Below are 17,099 nucleotides of genomic sequence, written 5' to 3' on the forward strand. Positions count from 1 at the left end.
TGGGGACGTGTACCGGCTGCGAGACATCGAAGAGACGGTGCAGCAGACGGCGGAGGCAATAGCGGAAGCGCTGATGATCGAGGTGGAGATCGCCGATCCTGCTTTAGTGCGCATCGCCGGGACAGGACGTTACCGCGACGGTGTCGGGCGCGTGCTGGAGGATGGATTTGTCTACCGCCATATCCTGCGGACTGGCGATGCCGTCATCATTGACCGGCCCGGCAACCATGAACTCTGCCGGCCCTGTGCTCGCCGCGGCAGTTGCTCCGAGACGGCGGAGGTGGCTGTGCCGATCAAGATCGGCGAAGAAACGATCGGCGTCATCGGGCTCATCGGATTTGATGGGCAGCAAGGAAAGCGGCTGTTGAGCCGCCAGGAATCGTTGCTCCGTTTCTTAGAAAAAATGGCCGACCTGATCGCTGGCAAAACAGCGGAAAATGTGCAAAACCGGCAGCGGGAATCCCTTGTCCACCGGTTGGAAACGGTGTTGAACCTGCTGCATGACGGCCTCCTTGTCGTCAGCGCCGACAAGGCGATCACCCATCACAACGAGGTGGCCGCTTCGATGACCGATTTGACCGCCGGCGCCGTGGTCATGCTGCCGCAGATCATGGATGAGAAGAAGCTCTGGAAAGCCATTGAAAAGGGAAGGGGCTTCTCCGGTCAGGTGAAGGGGCGGCGGGTGGCCGGTCACTGGTACTGTGACGCCATGCCGATCATCCGGGAAGACGTTTTGGATGGAGCCATCGTCATCTTAAAGGATGTGCAGGAGATCAAGCGCCTTGTCAATGACACGACGGTCAGTGACATCGCCACCGAGTTTTCCCAGATCATCGGCAACAGCATGAAGATCCGGGAACTCAAGGCCTTGGCCTGCAAGGTCGCTTCCGGCAATTCGACCCTGCTCATCCAGGGAGAGAGCGGAACCGGCAAGGAACTGCTGGCCCGGGCGATTCACCAATCGAGCGGGCGCAGTCAAAACGCCTTTATCGCCATCAACTGTGGCGCTATCCCAGAGACGCTGCTCGAAAGCGAACTCTTCGGGTATGAGGAGGGTTCTTTCACCGGGGCGAAACGAGGCGGCAAGCTCGGCAAGTTCGAGTTGGCCAACAATGGAACCCTTTTTCTCGACGAGATCGGCGACATGCCCCTTCACCTGCAGGTCAAGATCCTGCGCGTCCTCCAGGAGCGACGGGTCGAGCGGGTGGGCAGTTCTCGCTCGATTCCGGTCGATGTGCGGATCATCGCCGCCACCCACCGGAATCTCGAAAAGATGGTCGCCGCCGGCGAATTCCGAGAGGATCTCTACTACCGTTTGAATGTGATTCCCCTTACCATACCGCCCTTGCGGGAGCGGCGGGAGGACATCCCCCTGTTGATCGATCATTACCTGGAACACTACTGCAACCTGATCGGCAAACAGGTGAACCGCTTGGCTGCAGAAGCTGCGTCGCTGCTCAATCGCTACGCATGGCCCGGCAATGTGCGCGAACTGGCCAATGTGGTCGAGTACGCCGTCACCATGGCCACTGGCGGTTTTATCGGTTTGAAGGATCTGCCGAAGCGGATCAAGGCCGAGGAACCGGTGAAGCTTCAGGACGATCACCTCAACCTGAAGTCCCTTGAACGGGAAGCCATCACCAAGGCTTTGGAAGCGGCAGCGGCTGAAGGGTGCAAGGATGACGCTGCCAAACGACTGGGGATTAGCCGCGCCACCTTATACCGAAAAATCAAGGAGTACGGCATCGCCGAACGCAAGGTCTTTTCCTGACTTCTGAAGAAGAGACGGATGTCTCAACGTGAGAACCCTTTTTAGGGCGGCGACAGGTTTCCCTCTGCGAGCCGACGCCCAAAGCGACAAATCGTCATGGTGATTCAGCGCTAGGCAAAGCGTTTTTGCAAATAGAGACACAAAGGTGTCAAATTGAGATCTTCCTGTTCCCGCAGCCACAGTTATAGATCGCCGCAAAAAAGGAGGAGAGCGCCCATGAAAAGCGTAGGCCGGAGCATCCCCCGCGTCGACGCTGTCGCCAAGGTCAAAGGCGCCGCCAAATATGTGGACGACCACTTCGTTCCTGGCATGCTCCATGCCAAGGTCTTCCGCAGCGCCATCGCCAATGGCTGGGTCAAGCGCATCCATGTCGACAAGGCCAAGGCCTTGCCCGGCGTTGTCGCCGTCGTCACCTATGACGATGTGCCGGGCCACACCTTCCCGACAGCGGGACACCCTTATTCCAAGGATCCCTCTCACCAGGACGTGGCCGATCGCAACCTGTTGACACGGCGCGTGCGCCTCGTCGGCGATGAGATCGCCGCTGTGGTGGCCGTCGATGAACTGACGGCCCAAAAGGCGCTGTCCCTGATCGAGGTGGAATACGAGGCCTACGAGCCGCTGTTGACGGCGGAAGCGGCCTTGCAGCCGGGCGCGCCGGAGATCCACGCCGGAACCGGCAATGTGCTGGGCCGGGGTGGGTACGAACTGGGCGATCTGGCTCAGGCGCTGGCCGAATCGGATCGTGTCTTTTCCGATTCTTTTTCGACGCAGATGGTCGCCCACTGTGCCATGGAGAATTACAGCGCCTACGCCTATATGGAGGAAAACGGCCGCATCGTCGTTGTCTCCTCCACCCAGATCCCTCATATCTGCCGGCGAATCGTCGGTCAGGCCCTGGGCATCCCCTGGGGACGGGTGCGCGTCATCAAACCCTACATAGGCGGCGGTTTTGGCGGCAAACAGGACGCTGTGGTGGAACCGCTGGTTGCTTTTCTCACCTCTGTCGTCCACGGCCGTCCTGTCAAACTGGAGTTTAGCCGTGAAGAGAGTTTCATCGCCTCGCGGGTGCGCCATCCCATCCAATTCAAGATCAAGACGGGCGTCAGAAATGACGGCACCGTGCTGGCCCGTGAACTGGAGGTCCTCTCCATCAACGGCGCCTACGCCTCCCACGGTCAGTCCATCGCCAACAACGCGGGCGTGAAGTACCGCCAACTGTACATGCAACAGGCGATCAAATGCAAAACCATGTCGGTCTATACGAACATGCCCGCCGCCGGGGCCATGCGCGGTTACGGCATCCCGCAGGTCATGTTCGCCCTGGAGAGCCACATGGACGATGTAGCGCGGGAGCTGGCGATCGATCCTGTTGAATTCCGCCTGAAAAACATCGTCGTCGTCGGCTACCAAGATCCGATCACCGGCGTCAAGGTCCTAAGCAACAGCCTGGCTGAATGCCTGCAAAAGGGCCGGGAGATGATCCGTTGGGAGGAAAAAAAAGCCGATGCCACCCGGCGGGAGGGGACGAAGCGCCGCGGCTTGGGTGTCGCTTGCTTCACCTACGCGTCAGGCACCCACCCCGTCGGCCTGGAAGTGGCCGGCGCGCGGATCGTCATGAATGAAGACGGCTCGGTCCAACTCCAGGTAGGCGCCACCGAGATCGGCCAGGGCAGTGACACCGTCTTCACCCAGATGGTGGCCGAGACGATCGGCATTCCTGTATCGATGGTTCACATCCTCTCCGAACAGGATACGGACATTTCCCCGGTCGACCTGGGCTCCTACGCCTCCCGCCAGACCTATATCACCGGCATGGCCGTGCGCAAGGCCGCTGAGGAGATCAAGGCGAAGGTTCTCGATTACGCCTGGGGGATGACCGACATCCCGGCCAGCGCCATGGACATCGTCGACGGCTGGTTGGTTTACAGTCACAACGGGGAAAAAATTACACCGTTAAGCGAGGTTGCCCTGGACGCCCACACCGATGTGGTTCATTGCCAGCCCTTTACGGCCGATGTCTCCAACAACGCTCGTGTCAACGCTTTCGCCTACGGCTGCACCTTCGTGGAAGTGGAGGTGGATCTGTTGACCGGCAAGGTGGAGGTGTTGGAACTGCACAATGTCCACGACTCAGGCAAGATCATCAATCCTCAGTTGGCGGCCGGTCAGGTTCACGGCGGCGTCAGCATGGGCCTCGGTTACGCCCTCTATGAGCAGATGCTCTTTGACCCCAAGAGCGGCAAGCCGCTCATCGACAATCTCCTGGACTACAAACTGATGACGGCCCTGGACACGCCAGACATCGGCGCCCACTTTGTGGAACCCTATGAACCGACAGGACCCTATGGCAACAAGGCTCTCGGCGAACCGCCGGCCATCACGCCGGCGCCAGCCATCCGCAACGCCGTCCTCGACGCCACCGGTGTCGCCTTCAACGACTTGCCCCTCACACCCCAGCGCCTGATCGCCCGTTTTCAGGCGGAAGGCCTGATCGCCAAGGAGGGATGACCATGTTTGACATCGCCCGATATGACGAGGCCCGATCCGTCGAAGAGGCTGTGGCTTTGCTGGCAGCCAATCCCAAAGCCCGGTTGATCGCCGGCGGAACGGATGTATTGATCCACATTCGCGAAGGCAAGCAGCCAGAGGCGGAACTCGTCGGCATCCGCCACATCCCCGAACTGGCGCGCATCGAACGAGAGGCCGACGGCACGCTCTCCATCGGGGCGGCGGCCACTTTCAGCCGCATCGTCGCCGATCCCTTGATCAGCAGGCATGTGCCTGTCCTTGCCGACGCGGTGGAGACCGTCGGCGGCCCCCAGATCCGCCGTGTGGCCACCATTGGCGGCAACGTCTGCAACGGCGCCACATCGGCCGACAGCGCCTCGACCCTCTTTGCCCTCGATGCGGTGCTCCAGATTCAGGGGCCCGGAGGTGTGCGGCTGACGCCGATCCGGGATTTCTACGCCGGCCCTGGCAGGGTTCATCTCGGCCAGGCTGAGGTGTTGACGGCGATCCGTCTGGCGCCGGAAAGTTACGAAGGATACGGCGGACATTACATCAAATACGCCATGCGCAAAGCGATGGACATCGCCACCCTCGGCTGTTCTGTCAACTGCAAGGTCACCGGAGGCGACAGGCTGGCCGATGTGCGCCTGGCCTTCGGTGTCGCTGCGCCGACCCCTGTCCGCTGTCTCCAGGCGGAAGAGGCCGTCAAAGGCAAAGTGTTCAGCCCCGATGTGGTGGAGGCCTTCGGCCATGCCGCAGCGGCCGAGATCAACCCGCGCACATCCTGGCGGGCCTCCCGGGAATTCCGGCTCCATCTGGCCAAAGAACTGAGCAAAGAGGCGCTGGTCAAGGCCTACGCCAAGGCAGGGGGGATCATCCATGGCGCATAAACACATTCAATGCACCGTCAACGGGCAAAAACTCTCCCTTGAGGTGGCTGTCGGGGAATCCCTTCTCGATATGTTGCGCAACCGGCTGCACCTGACGGGCACGAAAAAAGGCTGCGGCGTCGGCGAATGCGGCGCTTGCACCGTCTTGCTCGACGGAGAGGCCATCGATTCCTGTCTCTTTCTCGCCGTCTGGGCGGACGGCAAGGACATCCGAACCATAGAGGGCGAGTCCAAGGAGGGCAAGCTGAGCAAGGTGCAGGAAGCCTTCGTAGAGGAAGGCGCCGTTCAATGCGGCTTTTGCACCCCTGGTTTTGTCATGTCTGTCACCGCCCTTGTCGAAAAGGGATGCCAGTGCGAGCGGGAAGGACTCAAAAAAGAACTATCGGGCCACATGTGCCGCTGCACCGGTTACCACAACATCGTCAACGCAGCCGAAAAGGCGATAGGGGAACCTTGAGGCGACTGTCTCAATACTGAGAAAAAAGTCGCACATTCCTGCGACATTGGTTTCATCGGCGGAAATCGCAGCACCATCGGACAGGGAGTGAACAAGGGCTAACCTGCGGAACCCTAGCTTGCCTCTCGTCCTTTGGCGACGATGGGGGAGCGGATTTGGTTCCCGGCATCATTTTTCTCGAACCCTCTGCTTTGGTTATACACATTGGCACGGAACTTGCATTAGTATTTCGACATTGAGCCAATGTTGTGCTACATCGAACAAGATCAAGAAGTGGGGTGGGAGAGGAGAAGCATCTCCAATGGGAGGCATGCCGGGAAGTCAAATCATGAGGAAGTAGGTGCGAACGTATGCAGCAAGGAAAGCCTGTTCACCCCGTCGACGAAAAGCTGCCCATGGGACAGTTGTTTACCTATGGATTGCAGCACGTATTGGCCATGTACGCCGGAGCGGTGGCCGTGCCGCTGATCTTAGCCAACGCGTTGGGCTTGTCCACGGAACAGTTGATCTTCCTGATCAATGCGGACCTCTTCACCTGCGGGATCGCCACGATCATCCAAACGGTCGGCTTTTGGAAAGTCGGCGTCCGGATTCCCATGATCCAGGGGGTTACCTTTGCCGCTGTGACGCCCATGATCATCATCGGCAAGTCACAGGGATTGACAGGCATCTACGGCGCCATCATCGTGGCGGGCCTGTTCACCTTCCTCTTGGCCCCTTACTTCAGTCGATTGCTTCGTTTTTTCCCGCCTGTCGTCACCGGCACGATCATCACGATCATCGGCATCACCCTGATGCCTGTCGCCGTTCGTTGGGCTGGCGGCGGAAACCCGGCGGCGCCCGACTTCGCCAACATGACCAATATCGGCCTCGCCTTGATCACACTGGTGATGGTTCTCTTCTTCTACCGCTACTTCAAGGGATTCCTGAGCAACATCGCCGTGTTGCTCGGGTTGATGGGCGGAACGGCCATCGCCATCCCCTTTGGCATCGTCAGTTTCGCCGAGGTGGGCAAGGCGGGATGGTTCAATATTACGACACCGTTCTGGTTCGGCTATCCCACCTTTGATGTCGCTTCGATTGCCGCCATGGTTCTGGTCATGCTGGTGGTCATGACGGAAACGACGGGCGACTGCATCGCCATCGGCGAGATCATCGACAAACCGGTCACCCAGGACGACCTCTCCCGCTGCCTGCGGGCCGATGGCTTATCGACGGTGCTCGGCGGCATTTTCAACAGCTTTCCCTACACCGCTTTTGCTCAGAACGTGGGCCTTGTCGGTTTGACCCGCGTGCGCAGCCGTTACGTCGTCACTGCGGCCGGCGTTATCCTCACCGTCCTGGGCTTGTTCCCCAAATTGGCCGCCATCATCGCCGCCATCCCCAGCCCTGTGTTGGGCGGCGCCGGGATCGCCATGTTTGGGATGGTCGCTGCCAGCGGCATCAAGACCTTGTCCAAGATCAACTTTGACGGCACCCACAACATCATGGTCGTCGCCGTCAGCATCGGCGTCGGCATGATTACACTGGCCGTTCCCAATTTCTTTGATCACTTCCCCAACTGGGCGCAGGTCATCCTGCACAGCGGCATCACCGCCGGCAGCCTGTCCGCCATAGCCCTCAACGCGCTGCTGAACGGAACCGGCGCCGCTTCCGAGGCGATGGAGGAGCCCAAAGCAGAGTTGGGGCTTCACGGTCATTGAGCAGCGTCGCAAATCGGCTCCATCTTGTCTGCCTCATGGACAGTGGATATATTTCATTCGGGTGATAAGGAGATGCAGGTTTTGAAGAACACCTATGCCGAGGTTCTGAAACTGGCCGAGAAGTACAAACCGGACATGTCCCGGTTCCTGCGCGATCTGATCGCCATCCCCAGCGAGAGCTGTGACGAGCAAAAGGTCGTGCTTCGCATCAAAGAGGAAATGGAGAAGGTCGGCTTTGACAAGGTCGAGATCGATCCCATGGGCAACATCCTGGGGTATATCGGCCAGGGCAAGCACCTGATCGCCATGGATGCCCATATCGATACCGTCGGCGTCGGAAACCCGGAAAACTGGCAGTACGATCCCTATATGGGCTATGAAGACGATGAGATCATCATCGGCCGGGGCGCCAGCGACCAGACGGGCGGCATGGTATCCATGGTCTACGCCGGCAAGATCATCAAAGACCTGGGCCTGGAGGATGACTACACCCTCGTCGTCGTCGGCTCTGTCCAGGAAGAAGACTGCGATGGCCTCTGCTGGCAGTACATCATCAACGAGGACAAGCTTCGTCCTGAGTTTGTCGTCATCACCGAACCGACCGACGGCAAGATCTACCGCGGACAGCGCGGCCGCATGGAGATCAAGGTGACCACCAAAGGCGTCAGCTGCCATGGTTCGGCGCCGGAACGGGGCGACAACGCCATCTACAAGATGGCTGATATCTTGAAAGAGTTGCGGGCCCTTCACGAAAACCTGCAGGATCACCCGTTCCTGGGCAAAGGCAGCCTCACCGTCTCTGAGATCTTTCACACCTCGCCGTCGCGCTGCGCCGTCGCCGATAGCTGTTGGATCTCCATCGACCGCCGCCTGACCGCAGGCGAAGATGGGGAACTGGCGCTGAACCAGATCCGCAACCTGCCTGCCGTCAAAGTTGCGGGAGCCCTTGTCGAGATGTACACCTATGAACGCCCGGCCTACACGGGCCTCCTATACCCCACAGAGGCCTATTTCCCGACTTGGCTGATCGAAGACGGCCATCCTGTCTGCTATACCCTGGAGGATGCCTACAAAGGGCTTTTCGAGACCGATCCCGTCGTGGACAAGTGGACCTTTTCCACCAACGGCGTCTCCATCATGGGGCGCTATGGCATCCCTTGCATCGGTTTTGGACCGGGCCATGAAGACCAGGCCCACGCCCCCAACGAACGGACCTGGAAGAAGGAACTGGTCATGGCCGCCGCTATGTACGCCGTCATTCCCTCCGTTTATGTATCCAAGTATGCGGCCCAGATGCCGGAGGACACGAAGAACCTGGTTGAGTAAGGACCAAGAGCCCAAAGCGGACGAACGTGCCTTCACAAAAAAAAACGAGGAGGATTCTCATGCAGACCATTTTCCGCGGACGCCACTTTATCGATCTCGAAGAGTTCACTAAAGAAGAAGTCGACACCATGCTGGAGGTCTCCTTTGACCTCAAGAAAAAATTCGCCATGGGCGTGCCCACGCCTTACCTGCTCCACCAGTCCATGTTCCTGATGTTCTTTGAGCAGTCCACCCGGACCCGCAACTCCATGGAAGCCGGTTTTGCTCAGTTGGGTGGCCATGCGGGCTTCCTCGACTCCAGCAGCATGCAGATCGCCCATGGCGAGAGCGCCAAGGACACGGCCATCATCCTGTCCCGTTTCGGCCACGCTATCGCCTGCCGCTACTGCAACTGGGGCTATGGCAACAAGTACCTGACCGAGATGGCCAAATGGTCCAGGGTGCCCATCATGAACCTCCAGTGCGACCTCTACCACCCCTTCCAGGCTTTGGCTGACTTGATGACGATGAAAGAAAAGATCGGCGACCTGAAGCGGATCAAGGTCTCCATCATCTGGGCCTACGCCGAGAGCCATAAAAAGCCCATCTCTGTTCCCGTCTCCCAACTCCTGCTCTTCCCTCGCTACGGCATGGACGTCTGCCTCGCCCACCCGAAAGGCTGGGAACTGCCCGACTGGGTCATTGAAAAAGCGAAGGCCAATGCGGCCAAGTTCGGCGGCACCGTGACGGTCACCAACAACGAAGCGGAAGCCTACGAAAACGCCCACATCGTCATCCCGAAAAACTGGGGATCCTGGGTCAATGACCAGACCGGCGCCTCCATCGCCGGCGCCACCAAGGTTGTCGACGACAAGCTGATGGCGCAGAAGTCCTGGAAATGCACCGAAGCGAAAATGGCCACCGCCGATAAGGATGTCATGTACATGCACGCCCTTCCGGCCGACCGCAACAATGAAGTGGAAGACTCCGTCATCGACGGGCCCCACTCCATCGTCTTCGATGAAGCCGAAAACCGCCTCCATACCGCCAAAGCGGTCATGACTTTGCTGATGGGTGGTCGTTAACATTGAAAGAACTGGTCGTCGTAGCGATCGGCGGCAACTCGCTCATCATCGATAACAGCAAGACAACCGTTGAGGACCAGTATGCCGCTGTCTGTGAGACGGCGAAACATATCGCCGGGATCATCGAACAGGGCTACGAGGTGATCATCACCCATGGCAATGGTCCGCAGGTCGGTTTCATTCTTCGCCGCTCGGAGATCGCCAGCGAGGTGGCCGGCATGCACCATGTGCCCCTGGTCAGTTGCGGCGCCGACACCCAGGGAGCCATCGGTTACCAGATCCAGCAGGCTATGGACAATGAGTTCAAAAAGCGCGGGATGACCAAAGAGGCCGTCACCGTCATCACTCAGGTAGCCGTATCTCCCGACGACCTGGCATTTCAAAGCCCATCAAAACCGATTGGTTCCTTCTATACGGAAGCGCAGGCAAAGAGCCTGCAACAGGCCCACCCGGACTGGGTGCTCGTCAACGACGCCGGGCGGGGCTATCGCCGGTTGGTGCCGTCGCCGCTGCCCCAGGAGATCATCGAAAAAGACGTGATCCGCCTGCTCGTCAACCAGGGCTACTGTGTCATCAGCGTCGGCGGCGGCGGCATTCCCGTTGTCACCCAGGAAGATGGCTCGCGCAGAGGGATCGACGCCGTCATCGACAAGGATTTCGCCTCCAGCCTGCTGGCGACCGATATCGGGGCCGATATCCTGATCATCTCGACCGGCGTCCCCCAGGTGTGCCTCCATTACGGCACGGCGGCGCAAAGGTCACTCGATACGGTGACACTGGCGGAACTGAAGCGGTATGTGGCGGAAAACCACTTCGCCCCCGGCAGCATGCTGCCGAAGGTGCAGGCGGTCATCACATTCTTGGAGAAGGGCGGCAAGAAGGCGATCATCACCAACCCTGAATCGCTGGAAGAGGCTGTCGCCGGAAGGACAGGAACCCATATCTATCCCTAATCGTCTTTCGAGAGGACATCACTTGAGATTGCGCGTCTCGCCGCCCCTCGCCTGCCGAGCCGAGTCAAGGCTTGGCGGCGGGGGAGGCGGAGTCGCGCAATCTCATCGATTTCATCGGGGGAGGTGACCGCCTTGGCGTACCTGTTGCGCGGCGGCACGATCGTGACCGCGACAGAGAGCCGCCGAGCCGACCTGCGAATCGAAGGGGAAGGGATCGCGGCGATCGGCGAAAACCTGGTCAGTCAGCAGGGCGATGAAGTTTTCGATGTGACCGGCGCCTTGATCTTGCCGGGCGGCGTCGACGCCCACACCCATTTTGACCTTCCTGTCGGTGATTTTGCCACCGCCGATGACTTTGCCAGCGGCAGCCGGGCCGCTCTGCTCGGCGGGACGACAACGGTCATTGATTTTGCCACCCAATTTCGCGGTGAAACCCTGATGGTGGCTCTGGAGAACTGGCATAACCGGGCGCGGGACAAGAGCTTCTGCGACTACGGCTTTCACATGGCCATCACCGACTGGCGGGAGGAAAGCGCCGGCGAAATGGCGCTGCTCGCCCGTGATAAAGGTGTTACTTCCTTTAAAATGTATATGGCCTACAAACATGTCCTGCAGGTCGATGACGGCATCCTCTTCCAAGCGTTGCGCCAGGCGCGGGCGATCGGCGCCCTTGTGGGGTTGCACTGTGAAAACGGCGATGTCATCGACGTGCTGATCAACGAGTTTCGCCGCCAGGGAAAGAAAGCCCCATTTTTCCATCCCGAGAGCCGTCCGCCGGCCGTCGAGGCGGAAGCGGTGAATCGAGCCATCGCCCTGGCCCGATTTGCCGGAGCGCCCTTATACATCGTCCACCTATCGACTCGGGAGGCCTTGGAAGCGGCAGAGGGGGCCCGACGGCAGGGAGCGCCCATCTATGTGGAGACTTGCCCCCAGTACCTGCTGCTTGATGACAGCCGCTACACCGGCATCGACGATTTTGAGGGCGCCAAGTATGTCATCTCGCCGCCGCTTCGGCCGAAAGAGCATAAGGAAGCCCTCTGGTCTGGCCTGTCCCGGGGTGTCATCGACACGGTGGCCACCGATCACTGCTCCTTTTTTTATCAGGGACATAAGGATAAAGGGCGCGACGACTTCAGCCGGATCCCCAACGGCATGCCCGGCGTGGAGCATCGCCTGGGTCTGCTCTATACCTACGGTGTCGCCGCCAGGCGCATCAGCCTCACCCAATTCGTTTCTCTCACCGCCACCCGACCGGCCCAATTGTTCGGAATATTCCCCCGCAAGGGAACCATCGCCACCGGCTCTGACGCCGACATCGTCGTCTGGGACCCGTCCATTTCGACTGAAATCACCGATGCAAACCACCACTACCGGCTCGACTACAACCCCTATGCGGGATTCCGGCAAAGGGGCCGCCCTGCCCATGTGTTTTTGCGCGGCCGTCCCGTCGTCCGTGACGGTGAACTGATCGACGCCACACCCGGAGGCCAATATCTCTTCCGTGAATCCTCGCGAATCCTGTAGAGAGAAGGGGATACGCCATGCACAAACTAAAGGTTAACGGCGTGATCCATCATGTCGACAGCGGCGAAGGGAATCTCCTGGATTTTCTGCGCGATGAACTCCGGCTCACCTCCATGAAAAACGGCTGCGGCGAAGGCGCCTGTGGCGCCTGTATGGTCCTCATTGACGGCAAAGCCATGCGCGCCTGTCTCTTCACAGTCGCCAAGGGGGAAGGCAAAGCCATCGTCACCGTGGAAGGGCTTTCCTACCGGGAAAAAGAAACCTACGCCTGGGCCTTCGCAGAAGCGGGCGCCGTCCAGTGCGGTTTTTGCATCCCTGGCATGGTGATCAGCGCCAAAGCGCTGCTCGATAAAACCCTTCACCCGACAAAAAGAGAGATCAAAGAAGCCATCCGCGGCAACATCTGCCGCTGCACCGGCTATGTAAAGATTGAAAAAGCGATCGCCCTGGCGGCTACGGTGCTGCGCGGCGATTTGAATATACCTCGGACAGACAACCGGTTCGGTGTCGGCATCAGCGTTCCCCGCGTCGACGCCCGGGAAAAAACGCTGGGAACGGGCGAGTATGTCGATGATCTGCAGGTGGAGGGGATGCTTTACGGGGCTGTGCTGCGCCCGAAGGCCGCCCGCCTGCGGATCATAGGGATCGACACCACTGCGGCGAAAGCGCTGCCAGGGGTGGAGGCGGTGCTGACGGCCAAGGATATCCCCGGTCAGCGCCACTGGGGCTTTATCGCCAAAGACTGGCCGGCGCTGGTCGCCGAAGGCGAGGAGACGCGCTACATCGGCGACGCCCTGGCGATTGTGGCCGCCCGCACCCGCCAGATCGCCCGGGAAGCGGTCAAGGCGATTCAAGTAAAATATGAAGAACTAGAGCCCATCGTCACGCCGGCGGCGGCGCTGGCCGTGGGCGCGGCGGCGATTCACCCGGAGGGCAACCTCCTCTCAAAAACCCATGTCCGGCGCGGCAATCCCGAGGCGGCCTTGGCCCGCTCCGCCCATGTGGTCACCCATCGCTACACCACGCCGGCGACAGAGCATGCCTTTCTGGAGCCGGAAAGCGCCTTGGCGGTGCCGGGCGTCGACGGAGAGTTGACCCTATACGTGGGCACCCAGAGCGTCTACAAGGATCAGCAGGGGATCATGGCGATCCTGGGCCTGCCGGCAGAGAAGGTGCGCGTGATCGGCAAGCTGATCGGCGGCGGCTTCGGCGGCAAAGAGGATCTGTCGGTCCAGCACCATGCCGCCCTGTTGGCCCAGGCGACGAAAAAACCGGTCAAGCTCACCCTGACCCGCCAGGAGAGCATCCATGTCCACCCCAAGCGACATGCCATGGAACTGGAACTCACCACCGGCTGTGACGCCGAAGGCCGGCTGACAGCGGTCGTCGCCCGCATCGTCGCCGACACGGGCGCCTATGCGTCGCTCGGTCCGGCCGTCTTGGAACGGGCCTGCACCCATGTGGCCGGTCCCTACCATGTTCCCAACGCCGAGATCACCGGACTTTGCGTCTATACGAACAACCCGCCGGCTGGCGCCTTCCGGGGCTTTGGCGTCCCCCAGGCGGCCTTCGCCTGTGAAGGCAATATGGATCTTTTGGCGGAAAAAGTGGGGATCTCGCCATGGGAATTCCGCTTTCGCAACGCCCTGGCGCCGGGGATGGTGAATGCCACCGGACAGATCGCCGATGAGGGCACAGCGATCAGGGAGAGCCTGCTGGCTGTCCGGGAGGCCTATGAGAGCCATCCTTTCGCCGGTGTCGCCTGCGCCATGAAAAACACGGGCATCGGTGTCGGCCTGCCCGATATCGGCCGAGTGAAGCTGCGCGTATCAAGCGGAGTCGTGCAGATTCTGACGAGCGCCGCCTGCATCGGCCAGGGCATGGCCACCATCGTCACCCAGATCGTCGCCGAGGTGACGGGCCTGCCGTCAGAGAATCTCCAGGTAGCCCTGCCGGAAACGGGGGTCACCCCTGACGCGGGGACGACGACGGCCTCCCGGCAGACCATGTTTACCGGCGAGGCTGCTCGCCAGGCCGCACTGGGCCTCCTAGAGGCGCTCAATGACACAGAGGGCGATCTGGAGCGGTTGGAGGGCCGGGAATTCTCCGGCGAATACCAGGGCATCACCGATCCGTTGAATTCACCGAAGGCGAACCCGGTCAACCATGTGGCCTACAGCTACGCCACCCAGGTCGTCTTGCTGGACGAACAGGGGCGACTGTCCAAGGTGATCGCCGCCCACGATGTGGGCCGGGCCATCAACCCCAGGGCGATTGAGGGTCAGATCGAGGGCGCTGTCGCCATGGGACTCGGGTACGCATTACGGGAAAAGTTTCCCCTCAAAGGCGGTGTTCCGCAGGTGAAGTTCGGCACATTAGGGTTGTTCCGTTCCACCGAGATGCCGGACATCGATACGATCCTGGTGGAGAAAAACCCGTCACCGCTGGCTTTTGGGGCAAAAGGGGTGGGGGAGATCGCCACCATTCCCGTGGCGCCTGCCGTCGCCTCGGCCTATTACCGGTTTGATCGGCAGAAGCGATTCGATCTGCCGCTGAAGGGAACGCCCTATGACAAGGGGTAGCGAGAAAAAGGACCTTCGTAACCAGGGGATTCATTAGCGCGCTTTCCCAGGGAGGGCGCTCCCACTATACTCAAGAATCGTGGTGGTCCAGGGTTGAAGCAACGAAAAGTGCCTGTGGAAGAAGCGCTCGGCATGATCCTACCCCATGACATGACCAAGATCGTCCCGAACCAATTCAAAGGGCCGGCCTTTCGCAAAGGACATGTCGTCAGAGCGGAAGATATCCCCGAACTGCAAAAGATGGGCAAAGCCCATCTCTTTGCCCTTGAACTGGAACCGGGTGAAATCCATGAAGATGACGCCGGCCTACGGATCGCCCAGGCGGCGGCAGGAAGAAACGTCCATACGAGTGTGCCGAAAGAGAGCCGTGTCAATCTGATCAGCGCCTCCAGGGGGCTCTTGCAGGTGAACGTGGCGGCCTTGCTGGCCCTTAACGAACTGGACGATGTTGTCTTTTCTTGCCTGAGCAACCGCACCCCTGTCGAAGCGGGCGAACTCCTGGCAGGAACCAAGGTGATCCCCCTTGTCGTACCGGAAGAGACGGTTCGCGATGCCGAATCCATCTGCGCCGGCCTGGGGAAAATCGTCGAAGTGATCCCCTACCAGGGGCTGAAGGCGGGAATCGTCGTGACCGGCGGCGAAGTGTATCATCAGCAGATCGCCGATGCCTTTGGACCGGTGCTGCGAGAAAAGCTGGAATCTTACGGCGCGTCGGTGCTTCCCCTGGTCTATGCCCCCGATGACGCCGAGGTGATCGCACAAAAAATCGACGATCTCGCCGGACAAGGAGCCGAACTGATCCTGGTCAGCGGCGGCATGTCTGTCGATCCCGACGATGTGACACCCCAGGGGATTCGCCGAAGCGGCGCCCAAATTGAAAAGTATGGCGCGCCCGTTCTGCCCGGCGCCATGTTCCTGCTCGCCTACAAGGGCGATATACCCATCATCGGCATGCCGGCCTGCGGCATGTTTTTCCGGATCACTGTGCTGGATCTGATCCTGCCGCGCCTGTTTACCGGCGAGCGCCTTGGCCGCGCCGATATGGTCGCCCTCGCCCATGGGGGGCTTTGCCGCAATTGCCCCCAATGCCGCTACCCGCGGTGCAGCTTTGGACAAGGCGGGATCCAACGGTGACGGCGAGGGAAGTGCTGAAAAAAACACCGATAAGGTTGAGGGATAACATTGGTTTATGTCGAAGTGGTGCAGTCTCTTGAACAGGAAGAGCCCTGTGTTGTGATCACGCTGCTGAAAGAAAAGGGGAACAGGCTTCCCGCTGTGGTGGGAAAGCTGTTTTGGTCCCCTACCGGAAAAATGGAGGCAGACACTGGGGAAAGGGAAAGGGAAAGGGGCTCATGGGATAGCGCTTCCGGTGAAGCGCCTTTTCCAGGACCTATCTCTTCCGAAGCGGATGCCCTGGCTGAGGCATCGATCCATTCCGGTAAGATAGAAACCAAACAGGTCATTTTGGAAGGGGAGAGGGCGCAACTGCTTGCCGAACCCTTCTTTCCCCCCGATGAGCTGGTCATCCTCGGCGGCGGTCATGTCTCTCAGGCCCTTGTCCCCATGGCGGTCATGCTCGGGTACCGTGTCACCGTTGTGGACGACCGGCCTGCTTTTGCTGCGCCGGAACGCTTTCCCGGCGCGACGAGGGTGATCTGTGACGATTTTGCGCGGGCCATCACAGGATTGACATGGCATCCCCGCTGTGCTGCGACCATTATCACCCGGGGCCATCGCCATGATCTCTGTTGTCTGGAGGCGTTGGTTGAGAAGCGGTTGGGCTATCTGGGCATGATCGGCAGCCGCCGCCGTGTACACCTGATCCGGGATCACCTGCGGGCGCTCGACATATCCCAGGAGCGGATCGATCAGGTTCACATGCCCATCGGGTTGGCGATCGGCGCGCAAACGCCGGAGGAGATCGCCGTCAGCATCGCCGCTGAATTGATCCAGTCTCGAAGAGGCGGGGGAGGCGGCGCGGGGATCCCTCAGCAGGAGATGGAACTGTTGCGAAGATTGGCGGCCAGCGCCGTACGGGGAATTCCGGCTGTCGTCGCTACGGTTATTGCGACGCGAGGCTCGACGCCGCGCAAGGCAGGCGCCAAACTCCTCGTCTTTCGCGACGGACAGATGTGTGGAACCATCGGCGGAGGCTGTATCGAAGCAGAGGCCCGCCGAGAGGCTCTCCAACTGTTTGACGGGGGCCGGAAGTACGGTCTCTTTCGATTTTCTTTAGACGACGATCAGGCTGCGGAAGAGGGAATGGCCTGCGGTGGAACCATGGAGGTTCTGCTGGAACGGGTAGCAGCCGATTGATC

At 60.1% G+C, this 17,099-nt stretch carries 12 protein-coding genes; all 12 read left to right on the plus strand.

Annotated features, from left to right (window positions below):
• The first annotated feature begins 7 nt into the window (after positions 1-7).
• The 12 genes from GTO89_RS04865 to GTO89_RS04920 all read left to right on the plus strand — a co-directional run bounded on the left by GTO89_RS04865 (position 8) and on the right by GTO89_RS04920 (position 17,097).
• Positions 8-1,771 (plus strand): sigma 54-interacting transcriptional regulator, encoded by a 1,764-nt coding sequence (locus GTO89_RS04865; protein WP_328793862.1) that lies wholly within the window; start codon positions 8-10, stop codon positions 1,769-1,771.
• Positions 1,772-1,987: 216 nt separating this feature from the next.
• On the plus strand, positions 1,988-4,282 hold the full coding sequence (gene xdhA / locus GTO89_RS04870; RefSeq protein ID WP_161260940.1) for a xanthine dehydrogenase molybdenum-binding subunit XdhA: 2,295 nt from the start codon (positions 1,988-1,990) through the stop codon (positions 4,280-4,282).
• Positions 4,283-4,284: 2 nt separating this feature from the next.
• Entirely contained in the window at positions 4,285-5,172 is an 888-nt protein-coding gene (gene xdhB / locus GTO89_RS04875; RefSeq protein ID WP_161260941.1) for a xanthine dehydrogenase subunit XdhB, read from the plus strand.
• Entirely contained in the window at positions 5,162-5,629 is a 468-nt protein-coding gene (gene xdhC / locus GTO89_RS04880; protein ID WP_161260942.1) for a xanthine dehydrogenase subunit XdhC, read from the plus strand. The genes xdhB and xdhC overlap by 11 nt, the downstream gene beginning before the upstream one ends.
• A 350-nt stretch (positions 5,630-5,979) precedes the next feature.
• Positions 5,980-7,332, plus strand: coding sequence for a nucleobase:cation symporter-2 family protein (locus GTO89_RS04885; protein ID WP_161260943.1), 1,353 nt, complete (start codon positions 5,980-5,982; stop codon positions 7,330-7,332).
• Positions 7,333-7,413: 81 nt separating this feature from the next.
• The gene (locus GTO89_RS04890) at positions 7,414-8,658 is read left to right on the plus strand and encodes a YgeY family selenium metabolism-linked hydrolase (protein ID WP_268894615.1); all 1,245 of its coding nucleotides are present in this window, start codon (positions 7,414-7,416) and stop codon (positions 8,656-8,658) included.
• 59 nt (positions 8,659-8,717) lie between these two features.
• On the plus strand, positions 8,718-9,722 hold the full coding sequence (locus GTO89_RS04895) for an ornithine carbamoyltransferase (protein ID WP_161260945.1): 1,005 nt from the start codon (positions 8,718-8,720) through the stop codon (positions 9,720-9,722).
• Positions 9,723-9,724: 2 nt separating this feature from the next.
• Positions 9,725-10,675 carry a carbamate kinase gene (gene arcC, locus GTO89_RS04900; protein ID WP_161260946.1) on the plus strand — a complete coding sequence of 317 codons (951 nt, stop codon included), beginning with the start codon at positions 9,725-9,727 and terminating at the stop codon, positions 10,673-10,675.
• 132 nt (positions 10,676-10,807) lie between these two features.
• The gene (gene hydA / locus GTO89_RS04905) at positions 10,808-12,199 is read left to right on the plus strand and encodes a dihydropyrimidinase (RefSeq protein ID WP_161260947.1); all 1,392 of its coding nucleotides are present in this window, start codon (positions 10,808-10,810) and stop codon (positions 12,197-12,199) included.
• A gap of 17 nt (positions 12,200-12,216) precedes the next feature.
• A complete protein-coding gene (gene xdh / locus GTO89_RS04910; RefSeq protein ID WP_161260948.1) occupies positions 12,217-14,781 on the plus strand; it encodes a selenium-dependent xanthine dehydrogenase in 2,565 nt (854 codons plus the stop codon).
• Positions 14,782-14,874: 93 nt separating this feature from the next.
• Positions 14,875-15,915 (plus strand): molybdopterin-binding protein, encoded by a 1,041-nt coding sequence (locus GTO89_RS04915; protein WP_161260949.1) that lies wholly within the window; start codon positions 14,875-14,877, stop codon positions 15,913-15,915.
• A 48-nt stretch (positions 15,916-15,963) separates the two neighbouring features.
• Positions 15,964-17,097 (plus strand): XdhC/CoxI family protein, encoded by a 1,134-nt coding sequence (locus GTO89_RS04920; RefSeq protein WP_161260950.1) that lies wholly within the window; start codon positions 15,964-15,966, stop codon positions 17,095-17,097.
• The last annotated feature ends 2 nt before the right edge of the window (positions 17,098-17,099 follow it).

Origin of the sequence: Heliomicrobium gestii (assembly GCF_009877435.1) — a bacterium.
In the GTDB taxonomy this organism is placed as follows: domain Bacteria; phylum Bacillota; class Desulfitobacteriia; order Heliobacteriales; family Heliobacteriaceae; genus Heliomicrobium; species Heliomicrobium gestii.